This is a genomic window from Streptomyces decoyicus, assembly GCF_019880305.1.
Classification (GTDB): Bacteria; Actinomycetota; Actinomycetes; order Streptomycetales; family Streptomycetaceae; genus Streptomyces; species Streptomyces decoyicus.
The window spans coordinates 7,463,424-7,488,120 of sequence record NZ_CP082301.1 but is presented as its reverse complement, the minus strand read 5'-3'; the positions used below and the strand labels follow the sequence as shown (position 1 = coordinate 7,488,120).

19 protein-coding genes are annotated in these 24,697 nt (G+C 71.7%); 11 read left to right on the top strand and 8 right to left on the bottom strand.

The features are described from left to right. Window positions 1-38: 38 nt before the first annotated feature. The 3 genes from K7C20_RS32600 to K7C20_RS32590 form a co-directional block, all read right to left on the bottom strand. Window positions 39-995 (bottom strand): NAD-dependent epimerase/dehydratase family protein, encoded by a 957-nt coding sequence (locus K7C20_RS32600; protein WP_209443881.1) that lies wholly within the window; start codon window positions 993-995, stop codon window positions 39-41. Window positions 996-1,006: 11 nt separating this feature from the next. Beyond that, window positions 1,007-1,588 (bottom strand): dTDP-4-dehydrorhamnose 3,5-epimerase family protein, encoded by a 582-nt coding sequence (locus tag K7C20_RS32595; RefSeq protein WP_030082786.1) that lies wholly within the window; start codon window positions 1,586-1,588, stop codon window positions 1,007-1,009. A gap of 70 nt (window positions 1,589-1,658) precedes the next feature. Next, window positions 1,659-2,891: a class I SAM-dependent methyltransferase gene (locus K7C20_RS32590; protein ID WP_030082780.1), complete on the bottom strand. Its 1,233-nt coding sequence runs from the start codon at window positions 2,889-2,891 to the stop codon at window positions 1,659-1,661. Between the two features lie 249 nt (window positions 2,892-3,140). On the opposite strand from K7C20_RS32590, the gene K7C20_RS32585 reads away from it, so the two are divergent. Both K7C20_RS32585 and K7C20_RS32580 read left to right on the top strand, forming a co-directional pair. Beyond that, complete coding sequence (locus K7C20_RS32585) at window positions 3,141-4,724, top strand: MFS transporter (protein WP_048829591.1); 1,584 nt, start codon at window positions 3,141-3,143, stop codon at window positions 4,722-4,724. A 190-nt stretch (window positions 4,725-4,914) separates the two neighbouring features. Beyond that, window positions 4,915-6,087 (top strand): winged helix DNA-binding domain-containing protein, encoded by a 1,173-nt coding sequence (locus K7C20_RS32580; protein WP_053209003.1) that lies wholly within the window; start codon window positions 4,915-4,917, stop codon window positions 6,085-6,087. Between the two features lie 79 nt (window positions 6,088-6,166). On the opposite strand, the gene K7C20_RS32575 is transcribed toward K7C20_RS32580, so the two are convergent. From K7C20_RS32575 to K7C20_RS32555, 5 genes are all read right to left on the bottom strand, one after another. Then, complete coding sequence (locus K7C20_RS32575) at window positions 6,167-6,889, bottom strand: SDR family oxidoreductase (protein WP_030082774.1); 723 nt, start codon at window positions 6,887-6,889, stop codon at window positions 6,167-6,169. Between the two features lie 150 nt (window positions 6,890-7,039). Then, window positions 7,040-8,062: a methyltransferase gene (locus tag K7C20_RS32570; protein WP_030082772.1), complete on the bottom strand. Its 1,023-nt coding sequence runs from the start codon at window positions 8,060-8,062 to the stop codon at window positions 7,040-7,042. A gap of 86 nt (window positions 8,063-8,148) precedes the next feature. Continuing rightward, window positions 8,149-9,201 (bottom strand): methyltransferase, encoded by a 1,053-nt coding sequence (locus tag K7C20_RS32565; protein WP_048829590.1) that lies wholly within the window; start codon window positions 9,199-9,201, stop codon window positions 8,149-8,151. Window positions 9,202-9,263: 62 nt separating this feature from the next. After that, window positions 9,264-10,511, bottom strand: a complete 1,248-nt coding sequence (locus tag K7C20_RS32560) for a cytochrome P450 family protein (protein WP_078953090.1) — start codon at window positions 10,509-10,511, stop codon at window positions 9,264-9,266. A 28-nt stretch (window positions 10,512-10,539) separates the two neighbouring features. Further along, window positions 10,540-11,553: a Gfo/Idh/MocA family protein gene (locus K7C20_RS32555; protein WP_053209002.1), complete on the bottom strand. Its 1,014-nt coding sequence runs from the start codon at window positions 11,551-11,553 to the stop codon at window positions 10,540-10,542. A gap of 199 nt (window positions 11,554-11,752) precedes the next feature. Here K7C20_RS32555 and K7C20_RS32550 point away from each other — a divergent pair, with 199 nt between their 5' ends. The 9 genes from K7C20_RS32550 to metF all read left to right on the top strand — a co-directional run bounded on the left by K7C20_RS32550 (window position 11,753) and on the right by metF (window position 24,686). Continuing rightward, window positions 11,753-12,136 (top strand): hypothetical protein, encoded by a 384-nt coding sequence (locus K7C20_RS32550; RefSeq protein WP_030082764.1) that lies wholly within the window; start codon window positions 11,753-11,755, stop codon window positions 12,134-12,136. Between the two features lie 159 nt (window positions 12,137-12,295). Then, a complete protein-coding gene (locus K7C20_RS32545; protein ID WP_030082762.1) occupies window positions 12,296-13,315 on the top strand; it encodes a methyltransferase in 1,020 nt (339 codons plus the stop codon). A 251-nt stretch (window positions 13,316-13,566) separates the two neighbouring features. Further along, entirely contained in the window at window positions 13,567-14,856 is a 1,290-nt protein-coding gene (locus K7C20_RS32540) for a nucleotide disphospho-sugar-binding domain-containing protein (protein ID WP_053209001.1), read from the top strand. A gap of 192 nt (window positions 14,857-15,048) precedes the next feature. Next, window positions 15,049-16,557, top strand: coding sequence for an alpha/beta fold hydrolase (locus K7C20_RS32535; RefSeq protein WP_245171042.1), 1,509 nt, complete (start codon window positions 15,049-15,051; stop codon window positions 16,555-16,557). A gap of 42 nt (window positions 16,558-16,599) precedes the next feature. Then, entirely contained in the window at window positions 16,600-18,057 is a 1,458-nt protein-coding gene (ahcY, locus tag K7C20_RS32530; protein ID WP_222892699.1) for an adenosylhomocysteinase, read from the top strand. Between the two features lie 33 nt (window positions 18,058-18,090). Then, window positions 18,091-19,311, top strand: a complete 1,221-nt coding sequence (metK, locus tag K7C20_RS32525) for a methionine adenosyltransferase (RefSeq protein WP_053209030.1) — start codon at window positions 18,091-18,093, stop codon at window positions 19,309-19,311. A gap of 1 nt (window position 19,312) precedes the next feature. Continuing rightward, on the top strand, window positions 19,313-20,296 hold the full coding sequence (locus tag K7C20_RS32520) for a carbohydrate kinase family protein (RefSeq protein WP_053209029.1): 984 nt from the start codon (window positions 19,313-19,315) through the stop codon (window positions 20,294-20,296). Next, the gene (metH, locus tag K7C20_RS32515; protein WP_222892698.1) at window positions 20,293-23,781 is read left to right on the top strand and encodes a methionine synthase; all 3,489 of its coding nucleotides are present in this window, start codon (window positions 20,293-20,295) and stop codon (window positions 23,779-23,781) included. The genes K7C20_RS32520 and metH overlap by 4 nt, the downstream gene beginning before the upstream one ends. Continuing rightward, window positions 23,778-24,686, top strand: a complete 909-nt coding sequence (gene metF / locus K7C20_RS32510) for a methylenetetrahydrofolate reductase [NAD(P)H] (protein WP_030077576.1) — start codon at window positions 23,778-23,780, stop codon at window positions 24,684-24,686. The genes metH and metF overlap by 4 nt, the downstream gene beginning before the upstream one ends. Window positions 24,687-24,697 lie beyond the last annotated feature (11 nt).

The following is a 24,697-nucleotide window of genomic DNA, read 5'->3' as shown; positions in this document are numbered from 1 at the left end:
GGCGGCGGTCACCGCTCCCCGCGCCGCCCGGCCGTCCGTCAGGCGCTGTACGAGCCGTCCGCGGCGCCCACGGTGTCCCACATGTCGCGGAACGACGTGGCCAGGGCGTGGCGCGGGCGCCAGCCCAGGGACCGCTCGGCCCGGGAGCGGTCCACCTGGATCCAGTCCGCGCCGGCGCTGCGGCTGGGTACGTCGTCGACGCTGACCCGGACCGCGTCCGGGGGCAGGCCGCTGACCGTGATCAGGGTGCGGACCATGGTGCGGATGTCCACCGCCGCGCCCCGGCCGATGTTCAGCAGCGGTTCGGCGGACCGGACCGCGGCCGCGGCGAGCACCGCGTCGGCCGCGTCCCTGACGTCGACGTAGTCGCGGCGGGCCGCGGCCACCGTGACGTCGAGCCCTACGTCCGGGTCGGTCCGCCGCAGCCGTGCCGCCAGGGCCCCGAAGAAGCTCTCCCTGGCCGGGTGCGGCCCGACGGTGTTGGTCAGCCGCAGCACGGAACCCTGGACCTCCCCGCGGCGGACGGCGTCCAGCACCAGGCGCGACGCGGTCAGCTTCGCCCGGGCGTACAGCGATACCGGGCGCGGCGCGACGTCCTCGTCGAGGGAGGTGCCGGCCGGGACCGGGCCGTACTCGTGGATGGTGCCCAGGTGCACGAGCCGGACCGGGTCCGGGAGCCGCGGCAGGGCGGCCAGCAGCCGTTCCACCGGGCGGACGTTGGAGTGCGCCATCTCCTCGGGCGTACTCCCCCAGCCGAGGGTGGCGTTGACGACCGTGTCGACGCCTTCGTCCGCCAGGATCGCGGCCAGCCCGGCCCCCGTGCAGCGGGCCAGGTCGAGCGGGAGGAACGGATGGGGGCGCAGGTGCGGGGCGTCGCGGCGGGCGATCGCGACGACGTCCGTCCCCCGGGCCGCGAAGGCCGCGCACAGGTGCCGGCCCACGCAGCCGGTGGCGCCCAGGACCGCGACCCGGCGGGGCATGTCTGTCGTGGTCATCGAGGCCTCCGTCAGACCCGTGCGCAGTCCGCGTAGCGGGGCAGCAGCCCCTGGGCCGTGGCCTGCGCCAGGCCGGGGGCGACACGGTCCCGGTCGGAGAGCACGAAGTCGGTGCCGGCCGGCCACGGCAGGGCGAGCTCCTTGTCCAAGGGGTCGAGGGCCAGCTCCCGTTCGGCCCGGTAGCCGGTGGACACCAGATACGACATGACGGTGTCGTCCTCCAGGGCGAGGAAGGCGTGTCCCACGCCTTCGGGGTAGTAGGCGGCCCGGCAGGTCCCCTCGTCCATGTCCACGGTGTCCCGGGCGCCGAACGTCGGTGATCCCAGCCGCAGATCGACCACCACGTCGAGGGCCCGGCCGCGGGCACAGTGGACGTACTTGGCCTGGCCGGGAGGCGCCGTGGTGAAGTGCACACCGCGCAGCACCCCGCGGGCCGATCTGCTGTGGTTGGTCTGCGCCACGGGGAAGGGACGGCCGACGGCGGCGAGGAACGCCTCCTCCTGCAAGGGCGAGACGAACATCCCCCGCCGGTCGGCGTGGACTTCCGGGGTGAACTCGAAGGCGCCGGACACGGCGAGCTCTCGGGTGCGCACGGCGCTCACCACCGATCCTGACGGGGCGTCGGACCGATGGCGGGCGGCCCGTACGACGCGGTCGCCGCCCTCACAGGACGGTGATTTCCGGGAGCGGGAAGACCAGCTTTCCGCCGTTGGCGACGAAGGCGGCCTCCCGCTCGACGTAGCCGTCACGGTAGATCCACGGCAGCACGAGCAACTGGTCCGGTGCGAGCGCCTTGGCGTCGGCCTCGGACACGATCGGGATGCCCGTGCCGGGGGTGAAGCAGCCGGCCTTCTCCTCGTTGGGTTCGCCGATGCACGGCAGGTCGTCCGGGCCCAGACCGCAGTACTGGAGGATGACATTGCCCTTGGTGGAGGCGCCGTAGCCGACGGTCAGCCGGCCCGCCTTGCGGGAGTCCGCGAGGAACTCCACCAGTTGGTCGCGGGAGTCGGCGGCCCGCCGGGCGAACGCCTCGTAGGGCGCCGGGGTGTCGAGCCCCAGCTTCCGCTCATGGGCGCGGATGCGGGCGAGGGCGGTGTGGTCGACGGGCAGCCGGCTGCCCTGCTTGGCCAGGGTCAGTGAGAGGCTGCCGCCGTAGACGTCGGTGAGCCGGGCCCCGATGACCACGAGCCCCGCGCGCTCGGCCATCCACTCGATCTGCCGCAGCGCGTAGTACTCCAGGTGCTCGTGGCAGACCACGTCATAGGCGCTGGCCTCCAGCATGGCGGGCATATAGCTCTGTTCCATGACCCACACGCCGTCGTCATCGAGGATGGCGGCGACGTCCCGCATGAAGTCGAGCGGGCGCGGGAGGTCGTAGAACATCGCGATGGAGGTGACCGCTTTGGCGCGCCGGGTGCCGAACCGCTCGGTGAAGACCTGCCGGGAGAAGAAGTCGGTGACCAGCTCGGCGTCCGTCGGGTAGGAGGCGCGGAACTTCTCCCCCGACGGGTCGATGCCGACCAGCGCGAGGCCGTTGCGGGGGTAGCAGCCGAGCAGGGTGCCGTCGTTGCTGCCGATGTCCAGCACCAGGTCGCCGGGGGCGAGTTCGACCAGTTCGGTGATCGCCGCCACCTTGCCGCGCAGGTGCTCGATCATGAACGGCCGGATGCCGGAGCGGTATCCGTAGTGCTCGCCGTACATCAGCCCGAGGTCGGCGGTGTGCCGCAGCTGGAGCAGACCGCAGCCGTCGGGCGAGCACATCACCAACTCCAGCGGGACGGTGGGCACTTTCTGTTCCGGCGTCGCGGGGAAGACGCCCGTGAGGGCGGAGGGGCCCAGGTCGAGCACGGGCAACAGCGTGCGGTTGTCGCAGATGCGGCAGGCATCGATGACCATTCGTCCTCCAGGGCGCGTCGAACGGCGAGCCGGGCCGGCTCGGACGGGACCCACCGTCGTGGACGGGACTCGAACGCCCGTGGAGCGTCGCTGAAGACCTGCGCCCCCACGGTCCCGCGGCCGGCCGCCCCTGCCCCGCCCCCGTGGAGCGGAGGCGGAGCCCCCGGCTCCGGCGGCACCCGAGCGCGGCTCTAGCGCGGTCCAGCAGGCTCGGTAGACACGCCCAAACCCCCGTATCAGGAGAGGCCCATGAGCTCCGCCCGCGAAACAGCGGCAGAACCGGTCGCGGATGCCCGGCGCTGGATGGCACTGGCCGTATTACTGACCGCTACCCTGCTGGATCTGCTCGACGCGACGATCATCAACATCGCGATCCCGAGCATCCAGCGGGACATCGATGCTTCCTACACCTCCATTCAGTGGATCGCGGCAGGCTATACGCTCGCGTTCGCCGTCGGCCTGGTCACCGGTGGCCGGCTCGGCGACATCTTCGGGCGCAAGAAAGTCTTCCTGCTCGCCATGGCCGGTTTCACCCTCGCGTCCGCGCTGTCGGGCCTGGCGACCGGCCCGGACGTGCTGATCGTCTCCCGCGTGCTCCAGGGCGGGATGGCCGCCATGATGGTCCCGCAGGTGCTGTCGATCATCCATGTCACCTTCGCTCCCCAGGAGAGCGGGAAGGTCTTCGGGATGTTCGGTGCCGTCTGCGGCATCGGTGCGGTCTCCGGCCCGGTCATCGGCGCCCTGCTGACCGAGTGGAACCTCTTCGGTCTCGAATGGCGCCCGATCTTCCTGGTCAACCTGCCGATCGGGATCGCCGGTCTGATCCTCGGCCACCGCTTCGTCCGCGAATCCAAGGCGCCCAGCGCGCCACGCCTGGACCTGGCGGGCGTCACCCTCGTCACGCTCGCCCTGTTCATGCTGCTCTTCCCGCTCACCCGGGGCCGTGACCTGGGCTGGCCGGCGTGGTGCTTCGCTTCCCTCGCCGGCAGCGTCGTGCTGTTCGTGCTGTTCGTCCTGCACCAGCGCTCCAAGGTCCGCAAGGACGCCTCCCCGCTGCTGGAGCTGTCGCTGTTCCGCATCCGGAGCTTCGCGGCCGGCATCGTCGTCCAGCTGACCTTCGGCACCTCCTTCGGTCTGTTCTCCCTCACCGGGGCGCTCTATATGCAGGTCGGTCTGGGCTGGACGCCGTTGCGGGCCGCGCTGACGAGCCTGCTGTTCGGCGCGACGATGGCCGGTGTCGCCATGGTCGCCGTGCCGAAGCTCGTACCGCGGTTCGGCCGGAAGGTGCTCCAGGCCGGGGCGCTGCTGATGATCGTCGGGCTGGGGCTCTACGGCTTGATCGCCCACCAGCAGGGCACCGCCGTCACTCCGGCGCAGATCGCCGTCCCCCTCATCGTGGGCGGCTGCGGCCTCGGCATGATCATGGCGCCGCTGACCAGTGCGGTGCTGTCCGAAGTGCCCGGCCGGCATGCCGGTTCCGCTTCGGGGCTGATCAACACGATCAACCAGGTGGGACTGTCGCTCGGCCTCGGTCTGACGTCGGTGGCCTTCTTCAACGTCGTGGACGACGCCGGGAAGCCGGCCCCGACCGGCGGCGCGCCCTTCATCACGGCGTTCACCCACTCGCTGTGGTGGGTGATCGGCGGTATGGCGCTGGCATTCCTGCTGATGTTCGCCCTGCCGAAGGCAGCGCAGGCCCAGTTCGCACCGCCCGCCGAGGACGGCGCCGAGGACACGGCCGCCCCCTCCGGCGCCGCATCGGCCGACGACGAACCGGCGCTCCGGAGCGAGGCCGCGCCCGCCGCGAACGCACCGACGCCCTCCGTCGGCTGACATCCCGTAGCCGCGCCCGCCCGTGCCGGCCCGTGGCCCCCTCCCGGGGCTCGGGCCGGCGTCGTGCTGCCCCGGGACACGGACCCGCGGTTCGAGCGCCGGTCTAGGCGGCCACGAGCCCGGATGGGTAGGTTCACCAGTCCGTCTGCCGCCGGGGACGGCGCCGCGAGGAACAAGGAAGTGATCACTGATGAGCGACACCACGCGCGACGCCGTGCGGCTGCGGTGGCCGGCGGTCTCCGCCCGGCGTCTGGAGCGCAGCGCACTCGCCGCGCCGTCACCGCATCTGGACCCCGCCGGGATCGTCGGCGCCCTGTGCGGCGCGCACGCCCAGGTGCTGAGCGCCGCCGAACTGTCCATCGGCATGCGGGGCGAGGGGCTCACCCGGAGCGTGGTGCGCAAGGCGCTGTGGGACGAGGCCGGGCTGATCAAGATGTACGGGCCGCGGGGCACCGTCCATCTGCTGCCGGCGGCGGATCTGCCGATGTGGGTGGGCGCCCTGAGCGCGCTGCCGTCCTCCCCCAGTCCGTTCACCAAGGACGTCCGGATGACCCCCGAGCAGACGGAAGACGTCGTCGCGGCCATCGGGGCGGCCCTGCGGGACGCCGAACTGACCATCGACGAGCTCAGTGAGGCCGTCATCGCCGCCACCGGGCCCTGGGCCGGCGATCTGGTCATGCCGGCCTTCCAGGGGATGTGGCCGCGCTGGCGGCAGGCCATCACCCTCGCCTCGCACCGCGGGCAGCTGTGTTTCGGTCCGAACCGCGGCCGCAAGGTGACCTACACCCACCCGCAGCATCTGACCGGTGGCCACGCCGCGGAGGGCACGGCGTCGCTGGCCCGGCTCGTGGAGCGGTATCTGCATGCCTACGGTCCGGCCACTCCGCAGAACTTCGCGCGTTGGCTCAATGTCTCACCGCGCTGGGCCACCGAGCTGTTCGACTCCCTGGCCGGCGCGCTCCAGCGCGTCGATCTGGAGGGCTCCGCGGCCTGGGTGAACGCGGGCGACACCGACACGCCCGGGGAACCGCCGTGCGGGGTGCGGCTGTTGCCGTACTTCGACTCCTATGTGGTGGCCTGTCAGCCACGTGACCGGCTCTACCCGGGGGCCATGGCGGAACGCGCGCTGACCCCCAGCGGCCAGGCAGGCAACTATCCGGTCCTCCTGGTCGACGGCGTGGTGAGCGGCGTCTGGCACCAGCGGCGGTCCGGCCGCCGGCTGGCCGTCACCGTCGAGCCGAGCACCGAACTGACGGCCGCGCAGCGCGCGGAGCTCGACGAGCAGGTGGAGCGGCTGGCGTTCGTGCTGGAGGGGACGGCCGAGCTGACGATCGGAACCGTCAGCGTCGGCCCGCACGCGTGACGGGTGCCTCACCCGGCCCGGCCGGACTCCGCAGCTCCGCGGCGACCGGCCGGGCTTTCTCGTGCGCGGCACGCCGTGCTCACCACTCCACGGGACCGCCGTCGTTGAGGAACCGGCCGGTCGGCCCGTCCGCCGCGAGGGTGGCGAGCCGGACCTCGATCTCGGCGCCCTCTTCGGCCGTCCGCTCTCCGACGCCCCGGTTGATGTCGGTGGCGACGAAGCCGGGCGAGCAGGCGTTGATCTTGACAGCCGTGCCCCGCAGTTCGTTCGCGTAGAGCACGGTCAGCATGTTCACCGCCGCCTTCGACACGCTGTACGCGGTCATCGCCGGCATCTCGGACCCGGCCAGCCAGGCGGGCATTCCCATCTCGCTGGAGACGTTGACGATCCGGCCCGCCGCCGAGCGCCGGATGAGCGGCAGCAGCGCGTTGGTGACCTCGACCAGTCCGAACACATTCGTCTCCAGGGTCGCCCACAGGGCATCGCGGGAGACCTCGCTCGGCGCGCCGGCCGGCCATTCGACGTTGATCCCGGCGTTGTTGATGAGGATGTCCAGCCGTCCGTACCGCTCGTCGATGTGCCGTGCGGCCGCGGCGATGGTGGCCGCGTCCGTGACGTCCAGATGCACCGCGTGCGCGTCGGAGCCCTCCTCGCGCAGCGCCTTCGCGGCGGCCTCGCCGCGCGCCGGATCACGGGTGCCGAGCAGGACGACCGCGCCCTGGGCGCCCAGCCGCCGGGCGGCCTGGAATCCGATGCCCTTGTTGGCGCCGGTGATCAGTGAAATCTTCGCTGTGGCAGTCATGGAGCGAGGCTGTCACCGTGCGCTAGGGCGCGGCTGGTCCCTGGCTCAGCACTCGTGACGGCACCGGCCGGCGCGCTCCGGAGGGGCCGGTCCGCACACGGCGCGGGGCGCCACCGCGGCGCACGCCGGTGGCGCCCCTGTCTCGGCGGCTCAGAGCGCGGCGCCGGTGGGCGCCGCCTCCACGATGCTCAGGGACGAGTCCGTGCCGATGACCCGCTTCACCCGGAACCCGGCCTCCGTGAGCAGCTCCGTGTACTCGTCCTGTGTCCGCTCCTGGCCGCCCGCCATGACGAGCATCGCCAGGTCGAACGCCTTGCTGGAGTGCGGGGTGTCCCCGACGGGGATCACCCGCTCGATGAGCAGCAGCGTGCCGTCCGGCTTCATCGCCCGCCGGCAGCCGGTGAGGATGCTGACGACCTCGCGGTCCGTCCAGCCGTGCAGTACGGACTTCATCATGTACAGGTCGCCGCCGGCGGGCAGCTCACCGAAGACGTCACCGCCGACGATCTCGCAGCGGTCGGTGAGCCCGGCGTCGCCGATGCGGTGGCGCTCGACGACATGCGGAAGGTCGAACAGCACACCGGCGGTCTCCGGGTGGGCCGTCAGCACCGTGGCCAGCAGGGTGCCGTCACCGCCGCCGATGTCCACCAGCCGGGCGGTGCCGGAGAAGTCGTAGGCCGCCACGATCGCGTCGCGTTCGATACGGCTGTGCTCGTGCATCGCGGTGTCGAAGTCCGCGCCCTCGTCGGGGTGTTCCTGGAGATAGTCCCAGACGGGCTGCCCGAAGGCGGTGGTGAACGCCCCTTCGCCGGTGCGCAGCACCTCCTCGGCGTGGTTGAACGTCTTCGCGGTCAGCCGGCCGGCCTGCGCCACGGTCGCCCGGACGGACCGCGGGTGGTCGGAGCGCAGGCACTCACCGACCGGCGTGAGGCCGAACCGGCCGGTCTCCACCTCGGTGAACACCCCCCGTCCTGCGAGCGCCCGCAACAGGCGGTAGAGGGCCTCGGGCCGGGTGCCGCTGGCCTCGGCGAGCTCCGCCGTCGGGCGCGGGCCGTCCGCCAGCAGGTCGGCGAGCTTCAGCTCCGCCGCCAGATGCAGCGCTCGTGCGTAGATGAAGCTCTCACTGATTTCCAGCAGTTGCAGACTGCCGTCCTGTGCGATGTCGCTGCCCATCGGCTGATCCCACTCCTTCTTCCGTCTTCCGTTGCGCTGAGGTCTTTCCACCGGGGGCACCGGGGCCGGTGCCGTGCCGCGTGCGGTCAGCGGGGGACGGCCTCGACGAGGCTGTCCGGGCCCGAGCTGTGCAGGACGCGGGTGAGCCGCAGCCCCGCTCGGTCGAGCAGCTCGCGGAACTCCGCTTCGGTGCGCTGCCGGCCCGTCGTACCGATCAGGGTCTCCAGGTCGAGGAGCTTGCCCACGGACGGTTCCGGCCCGTCCGGCAGCACCGGTTCGCCCAGGAGCAAGGTGGCGTGGGCGGGCATGGCCGCGCGGCAGTTGCGCAGGATGCGTACCGAGGCCTCGTCGTCCCAGTCGTGGATGACGGCCGTCAGCACATAGGCGTCGGCGCCCTGCGGCACCGCGTCGAAGAAGGAGCCGCCGGCCACCTCGCAGCGGTCGGCGACACCCGCCTTGGCCAGGACGGGGGCGGAGCGCTCCACGACGTCGGGGAGGTCGAAGAGCACCCCGCGCAGTGCCGGGTAGGAGGCGAGGATGCCGGAGAGGTAGGCGCCGTTGCCGCCGCCGACGTCGACGACGGTGCCGAACCGCCCGAAGTCGTAGGACTCCAGCGTCGCGTAGATAGCGGAGGCCACGGACGTCATCGCCGCGTCGAAGATCGCGGCCTCTTCCGGGTGGCTGCGGTAGTAGTCGAACTGCGGCGCCCCGTGGACCCGCTCGAAGGCCGCCTCGCCGGTGCGGACGCTGTCGTACAGGCCGCTCCATGCGGCCCGGTGGAAGCCCGATCCGAAGTGCTCCGCCAGCCCGCGCAGCGACGGGGTGCTGTCACTGCGCAGCAGCTCGCCGGCCGGGGTGAGCGCGAAGCGCCGGCCCGCCAGCTCCGCGAACACCCCGAAGTCCCCCAGGGCGCGCAGCAGCCGGTAGAGGGACGGCGCATGCGCACCGACCTCGGCGGCGATGTCGTCCACGTGCCGGGGGCCCTGGGCGAGGGCGTCCGCCACACCGAACCGGGCCGCCACGCCGATGGACTGGGTGACGAAACCACCCATCAGGAGTTGCATGAGTGCCGCCTCCGGCGGTGCCTCGGCCGTCGGCCCTGCCCACCCCGGGTCCAGCTCACTCGCCGTGTCGGTCATCGCCTGTTCCCTTCCACTGCCACCAGCGCTCCTTCTGACGTCGTCACAGTGCAGGACACCCCTCAACGAGCGCTTGAGACCTGGTGCACCTCCGGGGCCGGGGGTGCGGGCGCGGGAACCATCCGGACCGGGACATGGGGCAGGCCGCGCATCATGGCGCTGTGGTGCCAGACCAGTTCGTCCGGCGCGACGTCCAGTGCGAGGCCGGGGCAGCGTTGCAGCAGGGCCCGGATCGCGGTCCGCGCCTCCAGCCGGGCGAGCGGGGCGCCGAAGCAGTAGTGGATGCCGTGCCCGAAGGCCAGGTGGCCGCGGTGGTCGCGGCGGATGTCGAAGCGGCCGGGGTCCGGGTAGCGGCCGGGGTCGTGGTTGGCGGGGGTGTTGCCGACGAGGACGAGCTCTCCGCCGCCGGGAATGAGGGTGCCGGCGATGTCGACGGGCCCGGTGGTGAACCGGTGCAGCGAGGTACCGGTCGGTCCGCTGTGCCGCAGCATCTCCTCCACCGCACCATCCAGAAGGCCGAAGTCGGCTTGCAGTGCGGCGAGTTGGTCCGGGTGGCGGAGCAGTGCGAGCATCCCGTTGGAGATCAGTCCCGCGGTGGTCTCGTGACCGGCGATGAGCAACAGGACGGCCATGCCGAGGAGTTCGTCCCGGGACAGCCGGTCGCCGTCCTCGCCGGTCGTCCGGATCAGCGCGCTCAGCAGATCGTCACCGGGCCGGCGGCCCTTGTCCTCCAGCAGCCGCATCAGATAGCCGGCCAGTTCCCCCATGGCCGCTTCGGCCCGTGGTCCGCCGGAGCGCTTGGTGACCTCGGTGGACCACTCGTGGAACGTCTTCCGGTCGGCGTAGGGCACCCCGAGGAGTTCGCAGATGACGGCGGCGGGCAGCGGGAACGCGAAGTCCTCCACGAGGTCGGCACGGCCGCCGGGGCGGCTCAGCATGGTGTCGATCAGCTCGTCGGTGATCTCCCGTACCCGGGGGCCCAGGGCCTCGATACGGCGCGGGGTGAACTCCTTGACCACCAGTCTGCGCAGCCGGGTGTGCCGGGGCGGGTCGGAGATGAGCATGTGCGGCGCGGCCGCGGGATCGCCCTCGTCGGCGCCCGCGGCATGGCGCCAGTCGTTGGAGAGCCGCGGATCGGACAGCGCGGCGCGGGCGGCTTCGTAGCCGACGACCAGCCATGCCTCGAAGCCCTCGGGAAGCCGCACCCGGTGCACCGGTCCCCGGGCCCGCAGCTCGGCGTACACCGGGTGCGGGTCCCGGGTGAACTCCTCCCCCAGGGCCGCCAGGTCGACGATGCGGTCTTCACTCACCAGGACACCTCCGTACGGGGCCGACACGTCAGGCGGCACCGTAGGGAGCCGCGGTGGAGCCCGGGTCGGCCGCCGATCGCAGCTGCGCACCGCGGCGGATGGCGTGCAGCAGCCGTGCCTGCTCACGGATGCCGTCGTCCGGGCAGGTCCGCCGGGCGCGCACGGCCGCCGCGAAGGCGCTGACGGTGTTGCGCACCTGGTCGTCGGGGGCGAGCCGGATCTCCCGGGTGCCGCTGCCGTCCTCCAGGCGGACCAGGGGGGTCAGACCGGCGGGCGGGGTGAAGGCCCGCTCGATGACGATTCGGCCCCGGGTGCCCCGGAGTTCACAGACGTTGCGGTACACGTGGTCCAGGCCGAACGACAGCTGGGCGCTCACCCCGTCGTCCCTGACCAGCAGCGCGGATCCGGTGGTGTCCACCCGGCGGCCCGGACCGCGGGCCAGGACGGCACCGGTGACCCGCAGCCCGCCGCCGAGGTGGTGGACGGCGGCCCGGACGGGGTAGACCCCGGTGTCCCAGAGGGCGCCGCCGCCCAGTTCGGGCCGGTAGCGGATGTCGTCGTCGGGCAGGCGCGGGACGGCGAAGGCGGCGTGCAGGGAGCGCAGTTCACCGATGGCGCCCTCGCGCACCAGGTCCCGTACGGCGGTGTGCTGGCGGTGGTGCGGGAACATCACGTTCTCCGCGACCACCAGACCCCGTGCCGCGGCCAGCGCGAGCAGCCGGTCCGTGCGCTCGGGGTCGAGCGCCAGGGGTTTCTCGGCCAGGACGTGTTTGCCCGCGTGCAGCGCGGCCTGCGCCCAGTCGGCGTGCAGCGCGGCGGGCAGCGGAAGGTAGACGGCGTCCACCGCCGGGTCCTCCAGCGCGGCGGCGTAGCCCTGGACGTGCCGGCACCCGAACTCCCGGGCCAGCTCCGCGGCGCGGGCGGCATCTCTGCTCGCCACCACCACCGGCGTCACACCGGGCGTACCGGCGAAGGCGGGCAGCATGCGCCGGCGGGCGATGCCGGCACAGCCCAATACGGCGATCCGGACGGGCGGGGGCATGGCTCCTCCTGCGTCGGTGGCCGCACCCGGCGGCGGGGCGGTCGGCCCGACGGTAGGGGGGCGCCCTCGAAACCGGCTCGTCCGTGTGCGGAGCCCGTCCGGCACGGGGTGGATGACCGTGACTCGAGCGGTCGTTGAGGTGCGCGCCCGAGGCTGGGCCCCCAGCGACGCCGCGTGCGGCGGTGAGGAGGCACAGGAGATGAACCAGTCGGTGGCCGGCCAGACCGCCACGGCGAGCACCCCGGTGGGCACCTGGAGGGAGGAACTGCTCCTGGAGCGGGGGACGTACACCAGCACCCTGCGCTTCACGCCCAGCGGCCGCACGCTGCTGCTGGCCGGACCGCGGCCGGGCTGCGTGGGCGCCGGAACCTGGACCGCGACGGGGGCCGGCCGTTTCTCCTTCCGGCTCGCCGAGCTCGTCTTCGACCCGGACGGCACCTTCACGGGCTGGGTGGACATCGAGCAGCACGTCGTCCAGACGGGAGACACCTTCACCAGCTCCGGGGTCTCCCATGTCTACGACGCCGACGACCAGCTGCTGGAGCGCGCGGAGGTCGCGGCGCGCGGGACCCGCAGCCGCTGACGGACCGCCCCGGCCGCGCCCCCGGCGGGCAGGCGCTCAGGCGCGGTACGACCCGCCCTGTGCCGTCGCTCATGCGGCGGTCGGCACCGTGGGAGACACGCAGCACCGCCCCACCCCGGGCCCGCAGGCGGGCCTTTCCGTACACCTCGGAGGACAAAGATGACATCTGCTCACGGCGACGCCGCCGAGCTCAGCGCACAGCTGTCGGAGCACATGAACGGCTTTCTGTACTCGGCGGCGCTCTACACGGTGACCCTGCACGGCGTCGCCGACCATCTCGCCGGCGGCCCGCGCTCCCCCGAGGAGCTCGGGGAGCTCACCGGTCTGCACGGCCCGCACCTGGGCCGGGTGCTGCGCTACCTGTCCACCCGTCAGGTGTTCCAGGAGGACGCGGAGGGACGCTTCGGCCTCACGCCCATGGCGGAGCTGCTCCGCGCCGGGGTGCCCGGCTCCCTGCGCGACAGCTTCCTCATGCTGGGCGACGACCTGTACTGGAAGCCGGTCGGCCGGCTGCACGAGACGGTCCGCACGGGACGTACGGCCTTCGACGAGATCTTCGGCGCGCCCTTCTTCGCCCATCTCCAGACGGACCCGGCCGCCGCCTCGCTCTTCAACGCCGGGACCGCGGGCTTCTCGCACCTGGTGACCGAACATGTCGCACAGAGCTGTGACTTCCCCGACGGCGCCACCGTCGTCGATGTCGGCGGCGGGCGCGGCGGTCTGCTGCGCTCGGTGCTCGCCGCGCACCCGCAGGTCACCGGCACGCTGTACGACCAGGCGTCGGTCATCGCCGAACACCAGCTGGACCACCCGGAGGTGGCGGGCCGGTGGGCCACCGCGGCCGGCGACTTCTTCGAGTCGGTGCCGGCCGGCCACGACCACTATCTGCTCAAGTCGATCCTGCACGACTGGAGCGACGAGAACTGCCTGCGCATCCTTCAGGCCGTGCGCGCGGGGATGCGCAAGGACAGCAAGCTGCTGGTCGTCGACCCGGTCATCCCGCCGGGCAACGAGTTCGACGCCAGCAAGACCATCGACGTGATGATGATGGCCGTCTACGACGGCAAGGAGCGCACCCAGCGGGAGTTCGAGGAGATCCTCACCAAGGCCGGGTTCAAGATCACTCGGATTCTGCCGACACCGTCGCTGATGTCGGTCATCGAGGCGGTCATCGCCTGATCCGCCGGCCGGCCCGGCCCGGCCCCGCTCCCCCTGGCGCCGCCCTTGGCGCACCCCCGCCCTGCCCCGGACGCGCGTCACCGGGCAGGGCGGACGGCTGCCGGGAGACGGCGATGAGGAGTCGAGTCCCCCTCGACGGCCGCATGTGAGGCTCGGGCCGCATCGTCGTGGAAGGTCCCCCAGCGCGGCCGATCCACGGCTTCCGCCACTCGGGCCGGACAGCAACGGGCCAGACAGCAAAGGGGAACTCCATGCGCGTACTGATCGTGGTGTGGCCACTGACCGCACATCTGTATCCGGCCCTTCCGGTGGCCTGGGCACTCCAGGGCGCCGGCCACGAGGTCCGTGTCGCCTCGCATCCGGACCTGACCGGCACCATCACCGCCGCCGGACTGCCCGCGGTTCCGCTCGGCACGCCGGAGACCATCGCCTCCCCCGCGGCCGTCGGCGATCATCTGCTCCCCGCGGAACACCGGGAGCGGCTCGCCGCGGCACTGGACATCGACCAGGACGGCGACGCCGACGTCTGGGCCACCGTCAGCACCTACACCCTGGCGTCCTCACGCGTCTTCCACCCGGCGGACGGCTCCGCGACGGAAGGCTGGGGCGGGGTCGACGACCTGGTCGCCGCGGCCCGTGACTGGCAGCCCGATCTGGTGCTGTGGGACCCCAACTGGCCGGCCGCCGCGGTCGCCGCACGGGCCTGCGGCGCGGCCCACGGGCGGGTGTTGTGGGGGCGTGACTACCTGGGCTGGGCCTGTCATCGCATCGACCGGCGCCGCGCCGCGCTGGCCGCGGCGGGGCTGCCGGACCCGGTGGCCGAGATCATCCGCCCGGCAGCCGAACGCCACGGTGTGCGGGTCGACGACGACCTGCTGCTCGGCCAGTTCACCCTCGACCCGACGCCCGCCGACATGCGGCTGCCGAGCCGGGCCCGTACCGTCCCGGTCCGGCGCATCCCGTACACCGGCGCGGCAGCCGTCCCGGCCTGGCTCCGGTCGCGGCCCGGCCGTCCGCGGGTCGCGCTGACCCTGGGCGCCACCCAGCGCATGTTCGACAACGACAAGGTGCTCGTACCGGCGCTGCTGGAGATGGTGGACGGGCTGGACATCGAGGTGGTCGCCACCCTCGACACCTCCCAACTGGCCGGGCAGCGCCTACCGGACAACGTCCGTGCCGTCGACTATCTGCCACTGAACCTGCTGCTGCCGAGCTGCTCGGCGATCATTCACCACGGCGGTATCGGCACTTTCACGGCGGCCGTCGCCCACCGCGTGCCGCAGCTGGTCGTCGGGGACGAGCTGCGCGTGGCCTACGCCGCCAACTCCGCCTATGCCGTCGGCCATGGCGCGGGCCTCGCGGTGGATCCCCAGCAGCAGTCGGTGGCGGAGATGCGTGCGCGCTTCCGGCGGGTCCTGACCGAACCGTCGTTCCAGGACAGCACCCGGCGGCTGCACGCGGACTGGCTGGCCATGCCCAGCCCGAACGACACGGTGCCCGTGCTGGAGAAGCTCGCCGGTCTCCACCGCGCCGCCCGCTGAACGCGCCGCCCGCACCCCGGTACCGGTCCGCGGCCGCCGTCCATCGTCCGCCGTCCGCCGTGCGGACGCGGCCGGGACGGTGCCGGGCGGCGGCTCCCGCTGGGGGCGGCCGGCATACCGGTCCGGAGCGGTTCCAGAGCCTCTCAAGGCGCCACCGCAACGCTGACCTCATCACGAGAACGGAGATCCCCGGTGGTAATCAAGCGGCCCGACTCCCCGACGACTTCCTCCGCGATGCGTGCCCTGCGCGCCCAGCAGCCGCAGTGGACGGCAGCCACAACCGACGACGGCCTCCCGGTCGAGTACGCGGCCCTCGAGGTGCCCCGGGACCACGCCGATCCCGACGGAGAGCGGCTGACCCTGGCGCTCAGCCGCCACCGCGCCACCGACCCGGACCGCCGGCGGGGCATCCTGCTGGCCGTCAACGGCGGCCCCGGCGGTGACTGGGGCCTGGGCCGGGGCCTGGTGGCGAAGTTCGCCGGCACCCCGCTGCACGAGGTCTACGACCTCATCGGTTTCGACCCGCGCGGCACCGGGGCCTCCACCCCGCTGCACGCCGAAGTCACCCTCCCCAAGGCGCCGTTCGACTCCCGTCCGCCCGACTCGGCCTTCGGCGCACTCGCCGAGGACATGCGGCGCCGCGAACTGGCCTGCGAGCGAGCCGGCGGCGAGCTGCGCCGCCACATCAGCACCGCGAACACCGCCAGGGACATGGACCTCGTCCGGTCCGTCCTCGGCGAGGACCGGCTGAACTTCATCGGGTACGCGTACGGGGCGTATGTCGGTGCCGTCTACGGCTCGCTCTTCCCCGAGCACCTGGACCGCAGCGTCCTGGACTCCTGCGTCCACCCCGGCTGGACCTGGCGCGAGCAGTTCCTGTGGCAGGGCGACGCCGTCCGGCGCAACGTGGACGCCTGGGCCCGCTGGGCCGGCGAGCGGCACAGCCACTTCGGCCTCGGCACCGACGCGACGGCCGTGCTCGCCACCGTCGAGGACGTGGCCGCGCGCCTGGAGCGCCAGACGGACGGGCACCGGGTGCGCACTCTGCTCGACGGGGCGGTGGGCAACCGCGCGACCGACCGCGCGCAATGGGCCGAACTCGGCCACCTGGTACGGGAAGTGCGGGCCGCCGCGCTTGCCGGGGACCCGGCGAAGACCGGAGAGCTGCTGTCCGAGCAGGGCACTTGGCGCCCCGGCGACAGCGAGGGCGATCTGCGCTGCGGGGTCCTCGAAGCCATCACCCTGGAACACGACTGGCCCACGGACCTGGAGACCTACTTCACGGACATGCGGGAGTTCCGCAGGCGCTACCCCTACGGCTACGGAGTGCTGCGGGCCCAGCCCTGGGTGGGCGCCTTCCGTACCTTCACCGCGCCGGAGCGCCCCGTCACCCTCACCCGCCGGGGCTATCCGGCCGGGCTCGTCGTCCAGGCCGACGGCGACCCCATGGACCACTACGCCGGCGGTGTCGCCATGGCCGAACGGCTCGGCCATCACCTCGTGACGGTCGAGGACTCCGGCGACCACGAGGTGTTCGCGCTGGCCGGCAATGCGCAGGTGGACGCCCATGTCCACCGCTATCTCGTGCACGGCACCCTGCCGCCCGCGCGCACCGGCGTGCCGGGAACCGCCGCCCGGCCGGACCTTCCGGCCGACGCACCCGCCGCACCCGCCGCGCCCGCCGCCACCCTCCCCGTCTGACACCCGGCCCCACCACTCGCCACGCCCCGAGGAGCAGCCCGCATGACGACAGCAGCCACCGGCCAGGAATTCAAGGTCGCCGACCTTTCCCTCGCCGCTTTCGGCCGCAAGGAGATCACCCTGGCCGAGCATGAGATGCCCGGTCTGATGGCGATCCGCAGGGAGTACGCGGCGGCTCGGCCGCTGGCCGGTGCGCGTATCACCGGTTCCCTGCACATGACCGTGCAGACCGCCGTTCTGATCGAGACCCTGGCGGCGTTGGGCGCCGAGGTCCGCTGGGCGTCCTGCAACATCTTCTCCACCCAGGACCACGCCGCCGCGGCGATCGCGGTGGGCCCGGACGGCACGCCCGAGGCGCCGGCCGGTATTCCGGTCTTCGCCTGGAAGGGCGAGTCCCTGGAGGAGTACTGGTGGTGCACGGAGCAGGCGCTGACCTGGCCGAACTCGCCCACCGGCGGCCCGAACATGATTCTCGACGACGGTGGTGACGCCACCCTGCTGGTCCACAAGGGCGTCGAGTACGAGAAGGCCGGCAAGGTTCCCGGCGTCGAGACGGCGGAGAGCGATGAGCACCGCGCGGTTTTGGAGCTGCTGACGCGCACGCTGGCCGAGGCGCCGCAGAAGTGGACGAACCTGGCCTCCGAGATCCGCGGTGTGACCGAGGAGACCACCACCGGTGTGCACCGTCTGTACGAGATGCACCGTGACGGGGACCTGCTGTTCCCGGCGATCAACGTGAACGACGCCGTGACGAAGTCGAAGTTCGACAACAAGTACGGCTGCCGTCACTCGCTGATCGACGGCATCAACCGTGCCACCGATGTCCTGATCGGCGGCAAGACGGCCGTGGTCTGCGGCTACGGCGATGTCGGCAAGGGCTGTGCGGAGTCGCTGCGCGGCCAGGGCGCCCGGGTGATCATCACGGAGATCGACCCGATCTGCGCGCTCCAGGCGGCGATGGACGGCTACCAGGTCACCACCCTCGAGGACGTCGTCGAGACCGCCGACATCTTCGTGACCACGACCGGCAACAAGGACATCATCATGGCGTCGCACATGGCGCGGATGAAGCACCAGGCGATCGTGGGCAACATCGGCCACTTCGACAACGAGATCGACATGGCCGGCCTGGCCAAGCTCGAAGGCATCGTCAAGGACGAGGTCAAGCCGCAGGTGCACACCTGGACGCAACCGGACGGCAAGGTCCTGATCGTGCTGTCCGAGGGCCGCCTGCTCAACCTGGGCAACGCCACCGGTCACCCCTCCTTCGTGATGTCCAACTCCTTCGCGGACCAGACGCTGGCCCAGATCGAGCTGTTCACCAAGCCCGCCGAGTACCCCACCGACGTCTACGTGCTGCCCAAGCACCTCGACGAGAAGGTCGCCCGCCTCCACCTCGACTCGCTCGGCGTCAAGCTCACCGAGCTGCGCCCGGAGCAGGCCGCCTACATCGGCGTCCAGGTCGAGGGCCCGTACAAGCCCGACCACTACCGCTACTGACCACCCCCGGAACCGCCGACACCAGGAGTGCACATGTCCCGCCGCCTGTTCACCTCGGAGTCCGTGACCGAGGGCCACCCCGACAAGATCGCCGACCAGATCAGCGACACCGTGCTCGACGCGCTGCTGGCGGTGGACCCCTCTTCCCGGGTAGCCGTCGAAACCCTCATCACCACCGGGCAGGTGCACCTCGCCGGTGAGGTGACCACGACCGCCTATGCGCCGATCGCCGCCCTCGTGCGCGAGAAGATCCTCGACATCGGCTACGACTCGTCCGCCAAGGGCTTCGACGGAGCCTCCTGCGGCGTCTCCGTCTCCCTGGGCGCCCAGTCCCCCGACATCGCACAGGGCGTCGACACCGCCTACGAGAAGCGGGTGGCGGACGGCGCCTCCGAAGCCGGCGACGCACTCGACGCCCAGGGCGCCGGCGACCAGGGCCTGATGTTCGGCTATGCCTGCGACGACACCCCCGAGTTGATGCCGCTGCCGATACAGCTGGCCCACCGGCTCGCCCAGCGGCTGACGGAGGTCCGTAAGGACGGCACCGTTCCCTACCTGCGCCCGGACGGCAAGACCCAGGTCACCATCGAGTACCTCGGCAACCAGCCGACCCGCCTGGACACCGTCGTGGTCTCGTCCCAGCACGCCTCCGACATCGACCTGGAGGCCCTGCTGGCCCCCGATATCCGCGAGTACGTCGTCGAGCACGTCCTCCGGCAGCTGGCCGACGACGGGATCAAGCTGGACACCGAGGGCTACCGGCTGCTGGTCAATCCGACCGGGCGCTTCGAGGTCGGCGGCCCCATGGGCGACGCGGGCCTCACCGGCCGAAAGATCATCATCGATACGTACGGCGGCATGGCCCGGCACGGCGGCGGCGCCTTCTCGGGCAAGGACCCGTCCAAGGTCGACCGCTCCGCTGCCTATGCGATGCGCTGGGTGGCGAAGAACGTGGTCGCCGCCGGACTGGCCCGCCGCTGCGAGGTCCAGGTGGCCTACGCCATCGGCAAGGCACAGCCCGTCGGCCTCTTCGTCGAGACCTTCGGCACCGCTTCGGTGGCCGTCGACCGGATCGAGAAGGCCGTTTCCGAGGCCTTCGACCTCCGTCCGGCCTCCCTCATCCGCGACCTCGACCTGCTCCGCCCCATCTACGCCCGGACCGCCGCCTACGGCCACTTCGGCCGGGAGCTGCCGGAGTTCACCTGGGAGCGCACCGACCGGGTGGTCGCCCTGCGCAAGGCCGCAGGAGTCTGAGATGCGCATCGCCGTCAGCGGCTCCATCGCCACCGACCACCTCATGGCCTTCCCCGGAAGGTTCGCCGACCAGCTCCTGCCCGACCAGCTGGACAAGCTCTCGCTCTCCTTCCTCGTCGACGCCCTGGACGTCCGCCGCGGCGGGGTCGCCGCCAACATCGCGTACGGCCTCGGTGTCCTGGGGCTCAGCCCCGTGCTGGTCGGGGCCGTGGGCGACGATTTCGCGGAGTACCGGGTCCGGCTCAAGGAGCACGGGGTCGACACCGACGTCGTCCATGTCTCCGCGACCCGGCAGACGGCACGCTTCCTCAGCCTGACCGACCGGGACATGAACCAGATCGCCGCCTTCTACGCGGGCGCCATGACGGAGGCCAGGGACCTCGGCATCCCACAGGTCGTCCGGCACACGGGCGGCCTCGACCTGGTGCTCGTCTCCCCGAACGACCCCGAGGCGATGCTGCGGCACACCCGCGAGTGCCGCGCCGCGGGCATCCCCTTCGCCGCCGACCCCTCCCAGCAGCTGGCCAGCCTGGACGGGGAGCAGGTCAGGAACCTCGTGGACGGCGCACGCTGGCTGTTCACCAATGAGTACGAGGCCGCCCTCCTCCTGGAACGCACCGGATGGCAGCGCCAGGACGTGCTGCGCCGGGTCGGGACCTGGGTCACCACACTCGGTGCGGACGGCGTACGGATCGACCGGGACGGCGCGCAGCCGTGCCGGGTGCCCGCCGTCCCGGCCGGGACGACCGCCGATCCGACCGGTGCGGGCGACGCCTTCCGCGCCGGTTTCCTCGCCGCGACGAGCCACGGCCTGGAACCGGCGGCCGCGGCACAACTGGGCTGCGCGCTGGCCACCGCCGCGCTGCGTACGACGGGCCCGCAGGAGTACGACGCACGGCCCGCCGGCCTGCTCGCGGACCTCACCACCGCCTACGGGCCCACCGCCGCACGGCTGTTCACGCCGTGGCTGGGAGCACGCTCATGACCGCCCGCGTCGAGTCGCTGCGTGCGGCCCTGGCCTCGCGGGTGGTGGTCGCCGACGGTGCGATGGGCACCATGCTGCAGGCGCAGGACCCGACCATGGAGGACTTCCAGCAGCTGGAGGGCTGCAACGAGATCCTCAACGTCACCCGGCCCGACATCGTGCGTTCGGTGCACGAGGAGTACTTCGCGGTCGGTGTGGACTGTGTGGAGACCAACACCTTCGGTGCGAACTTTGCGGCGCTGGCGGAGTACGACATTCCCGAGCGGGTCTTCGAGCTGTCGGAGTCGGGTGCGCGCATCGCGCGGGAGGTGGCGGATGAGTTCACCGCCTCGACGGGTCAGCAGCGCTATGTGCTGGGGTCGATGGGTCCGGGGACGAAGCTGCCGACGCTGGGCCATGCCCCGTATGTGACGCTGCGCGATGCCTATCAGCAGAACGCCGAGGGGATGATCGCCGGCGGTGCGGACGCGCTGCTGGTGGAGACGACGCAGGACCTGCTCCAGACGAAGGCCGCCATCCTGGGTGCGCGCCGTGCGCTGGCGGTCACGGGCAGTAATCTGCCGGTGATCTGTTCGGTGACGGTGGAGACGACCGGCACGATGCTGCTGGGGTCGGAGATCGGTGCGGCGCTGACGGCGCTGGAGCCGCTGGGCATCGACATGATCGGTCTGAACTGTGCGACCGGTCCGGCGGAGATGAGTGAGCATCTGCGGTATCTGGCGCGGCATTCGCGGGTGCCGATCGCGTGTATGCCCAATGCGGGGCTGCCGGTGCTGGGCAAGAACGGTGCGCATTACCCGCTGACGGCGGGGGAGCTGGCCGATGCGCAGGAGACGTTCGTTGCGGAGTACGGGCTGTCGCTGGTCGGGGGGTGCTGCGGCACGACGCCGGAGCATCTGCGGCAGGTCGTCGAGCGGGTGCGGGGGATCGCTCCGCCGGTGCGGGAGCCGCGTCCGGAGCCGGGGGCGGCTTCGCTCTACCAGACGGTGCCGTTCCGTCAGGACACGTCGTATCTGGCGATCGGTGAGCGGACCAATGCCAACGGGTCGAAGAAGTTCCGTGAGGCGATGCTGGAGGGCCGCTGGGACGACTGTGTGGAGATGGCCCGGGACCAGATCCGTGAGGGTGCGCACATGCTCGACCTGTGTGTCGACTATGTGGGCCGTGACGGTGTGGCGGACATGGAGGAGCTGGCCGGCCGGTTCGCGACGGCCTCGACCCTGCCGATCGTGCTGGACTCCACGGAGCTGAACGTCATCCGGGCGGGTCTGGAGAAGCTCGGTGGCCGTGCGGTCATCAACTCCGTCAACTACGAGGACGGCGACGGGCCCGAGTCGCGCTTCGCGAAGGTCACCGAGCTGGCGGCCGAGCACGGCGCGGCGCTGATCGCGCTCACGATCGACGAGGAGGGCCAGGCCCGCACCGTCGAGCACAAGGTCGCCATCGCCGAGCGGCTGATCGCCGATCTGACCGGTAACTGGGGTATCCACGAATCGGACATCCTCATCGACTGTCTGACCTTCACGATCTGCACGGGTCAGGAGGAGTCGCGCAAGGACGGTATCGCCACCATCGAGGCGATCCGTGAGCTGAAGAAGCGTCACCCGGACGTCCAGACGACGCTGGGCCTGTCGAACATCTCCTTCGGTCTGAACCCGGCCGCGCGGATCGTGCTGAACTCCGTGTTCCTGGAGGAGTGCGTCAAGGCCGGTCTGGACTCGGCGATCGTGCACGCGAGCAAGATCCTGCCGATCGCGCGGCTGGAGGAGGAGCAGGTCAAGGCCGCCCTCGACCTCGTCTACGACCGCCGCAGCGAGGGCTACGACCCGCTCCAGAAGCTGATGGAGCTGTTCGAGGGCGTCAACACCAAGTCGATGAAGGCCGGCCGGGCCGAGGAACTCCTGGCGCTGCCCCTGGACGAGCGCCTCCAGCGGCGCATCATCGACGGGGAGAAGAACGGCCTGGAGGCGGACCTCGACGAGGCCCTCCAGGACCGTCCGGCCCTGGCCATCGTCAACGACACCCTGCTGGAGGGCATGAAGGTCGTCGGTGAGCTGTTCGGCTCCGGGCAGATGCAGCTGCCGTTCGTGCTCCAGTCCGCCGAGGTGATGAAGAGCGCGGTGGCCCATCTGGAGCCGCATATGGAGAAGTCCGACGACGAGGGCAAGGGCACGATCGTGCTGGCCACCGTCCGTGGTGACGTCCATGACATCGGCAAGAACCTCGTCGACATCATCCTGTCCAACAACGGCTACAACGTCGTCAACCTCGGCATCAAGCAGCCGGTCTCGGCGATCCTGGAAGCCGCCGAGGAACACCGCGCCGACGTCATCGGGATGTCCGGTCTCCTGGTCAAGTCCACGGTGATCATGAAGGAGAACCTCGAAGAGCTCAACCAGCGCAAGATGGCGGCCGACTTCCCCGTCATCCTCGGCGGCGCCGCCCTCACCCGCGCCTACGTCGAGCAGGACCTTCACGAGATCTACGAGGGCGAGGTCCGCTACGCCCGCGACGCGTTCGAGGGCCTGCGCCTGATGGACGCCCTGATCGCCGTCAAGCGCGGCGTGCCCGGCGCCACCCTCCCCGAACTCAAGCAGCGCCGGGTCAAGGCCGTCCCCGCCCAGGTCGAGGAACGCCCGGAGGAGGCCCCTTCCCGCTCCGACGTCGCTCTCGACAACCCCGTCCCCGCCCCGCCGTTCTGGGGCACCCGTGTCATCAAGGGCATCCAGCTCAAGGAGTACGCCTCCTGGCTGGACGAGGACGCCCTCTTCAAGGGGCAATGGGGCCTCAAGCAGGCCCGCACGGGCGACGGTCCGACCTACGAGGAGCTGGTCGAGACCGAGGGCCGCCCCCGGCTGCGCGGCTGGCTCGACAAGCTCCAGACCGAGAACCTCCTCGAAGCGGCCGTCGTGCACGGCTACTTCCCGTGCGTGTCCAAGGGCGAGGACCTGATCCTGCTGCACGAGGACGGCACCGAACGCACCCGCTTCACCTTCCCCCGCCAGCGCCGCGGCCGGCGCCTGTGCCTGGCCGACTACTTCCGCCCCGAGGAGACCGGCGAGAGGGACGTCGTCGGCCTCCAGGTCGTCACCGTCGGCTCCAGGATCGGCGCAGCAACCGCCGAACTCTTCGAGGCCAACTCCTACCGCGACTACCTCGAACTCCACGGCCTGTCCGTGCAGTTGGCCGAAGCACTCGCCGAATACTGGCACGCCCGGGTGCGCAGCGAACTCGCCATCGGCTCCGGCGATCCGGCGACCCTGGACGGCATGCTGCGCACCGAGTACCAGGGCTGCCGCTACTCCTTCGGCTACCCCGCCTGCCCGGATCTGGAGGACCGCGCCAAGATCGCGGTCCTGCTGCGGCCGGAGCGGATCGGTGTCGAGCTCTCCGAGGAGTTCCAGCTCCACCCCGAGCAGTCCACCGACGCCCTCGTCGTCCACCACCCCGAAGCCGGCTACTTCAATGCGGGAGGCCGGGGATGAACACCCTTCGCGACACCCTGGCCACCGGAGCGCGCTCGCTGTCCTTCGAGTTCTTCCCGCCCAAGTCCGCGGCCGGTGAGCGGGCCCTGTGGCAGGCCATCCGCCGTATCGAGCCGCTGTCGCCGACCTTTGTCTCCGTGACGTACGGGGCCGGCGGCTCGTCCCGCGACCGCACGATCGACGTCACCAAGCGGCTGGTCGGCGAGACCACGCTGCGGCCGGTCGCGCATCTCACCGCCGTCGGCCACTCGGTCGCCGAACTGCGGCACATCATCGGGCAGTACGCGGACGCGGGCGTACGCGATGTGCTCGCCCTGCGCGGCGATCCGCCCGGCGCGCCCAACGGCCCCTGGCGCCCGCACCCGCACGGGCTGCGCCACGCCCAGGAGCTGGTGAGGCTGGTGAAGGAGTCGGGAGAGTTCAGCGTCGGGGTGGCCGCCTTCCCCGAACGGCATCCCGCTTCGCCGGACTGGGACAGTGACATCCGCCATTTCGTCGCCAAGTGCCGGGCCGGCGCCGACTACGCCCTCACCCAGATGTTCTTCCGCGTGGAGGACTATCTGCGGCTGCGTGACCGGGTCGCCGCGGCCGGCTGCGAGACCCCGATCATTCCCGAGATCATGCCGGCCACCGATGTCCGCCAGATCCGGCGCTTCGCCGAACTGAGCCATGCCGCGTTCCCCGAGGATCTGGCGCACCGGCTGGAGGCGGCCCGTGATGACCCCGGGGCAGCCCATCGCATCGGCGTCGACCACGCCACCATGATGGCCGAGCGGCTGCTCGCGGAAGGAGCCCCCGGCCTGCACTACATCACCCTGAACCGGTCCACCGCGACACTGGAGATCCACCAGAACCTCGGCCTGTCCGCCGCCGTCGCACGGCACCGACCGGACCGACACCAGTAGGAGGACGACCC

Excerpts from the sequence above, each read along its gene's own strand:
- K7C20_RS32600 (WP_209443881.1), bottom strand. The coding sequence starts at position 995 with ATGACCACGACAGACATGCCCCGCCGGGTCGCGGTCCTGGGCGCCACC.
- K7C20_RS32590 (WP_030082780.1), bottom strand. The coding sequence starts at position 2,891 with ATGGTCATCGATGCCTGCCGCATCTGCGACAACCGCACGCTGTTGCCC.
- K7C20_RS32585 (WP_048829591.1), top strand. The coding sequence starts at position 3,141 with ATGAGCTCCGCCCGCGAAACAGCGGCAGAACCGGTCGCGGATGCCCGG.
- K7C20_RS32580 (WP_053209003.1), top strand. The coding sequence starts at position 4,915 with ATGAGCGACACCACGCGCGACGCCGTGCGGCTGCGGTGGCCGGCGGTC.
- K7C20_RS32575 (WP_030082774.1), bottom strand. The coding sequence starts at position 6,889 with ATGACTGCCACAGCGAAGATTTCACTGATCACCGGCGCCAACAAGGGC.
- K7C20_RS32570 (WP_030082772.1), bottom strand. The coding sequence starts at position 8,062 with ATGGGCAGCGACATCGCACAGGACGGCAGTCTGCAACTGCTGGAAATC.
- K7C20_RS32565 (WP_048829590.1), bottom strand. The coding sequence starts at position 9,201 with ATGACCGACACGGCGAGTGAGCTGGACCCGGGGTGGGCAGGGCCGACG.
- K7C20_RS32555 (WP_053209002.1), bottom strand. The coding sequence starts at position 11,553 with ATGCCCCCGCCCGTCCGGATCGCCGTATTGGGCTGTGCCGGCATCGCC.
- K7C20_RS32550 (WP_030082764.1), top strand. The coding sequence starts at position 11,753 with ATGAACCAGTCGGTGGCCGGCCAGACCGCCACGGCGAGCACCCCGGTG.
- K7C20_RS32545 (WP_030082762.1), top strand. The coding sequence starts at position 12,296 with ATGACATCTGCTCACGGCGACGCCGCCGAGCTCAGCGCACAGCTGTCG.
- K7C20_RS32540 (WP_053209001.1), top strand. The coding sequence starts at position 13,567 with ATGCGCGTACTGATCGTGGTGTGGCCACTGACCGCACATCTGTATCCG.
- ahcY (WP_222892699.1), top strand. The coding sequence starts at position 16,600 with ATGACGACAGCAGCCACCGGCCAGGAATTCAAGGTCGCCGACCTTTCC.
- metK (WP_053209030.1), top strand. The coding sequence starts at position 18,091 with ATGTCCCGCCGCCTGTTCACCTCGGAGTCCGTGACCGAGGGCCACCCC.
- K7C20_RS32520 (WP_053209029.1), top strand. The coding sequence starts at position 19,313 with ATGCGCATCGCCGTCAGCGGCTCCATCGCCACCGACCACCTCATGGCC.
- metH (WP_222892698.1), top strand. The coding sequence starts at position 20,293 with ATGACCGCCCGCGTCGAGTCGCTGCGTGCGGCCCTGGCCTCGCGGGTG.
- metF (WP_030077576.1), top strand. The coding sequence starts at position 23,778 with ATGAACACCCTTCGCGACACCCTGGCCACCGGAGCGCGCTCGCTGTCC.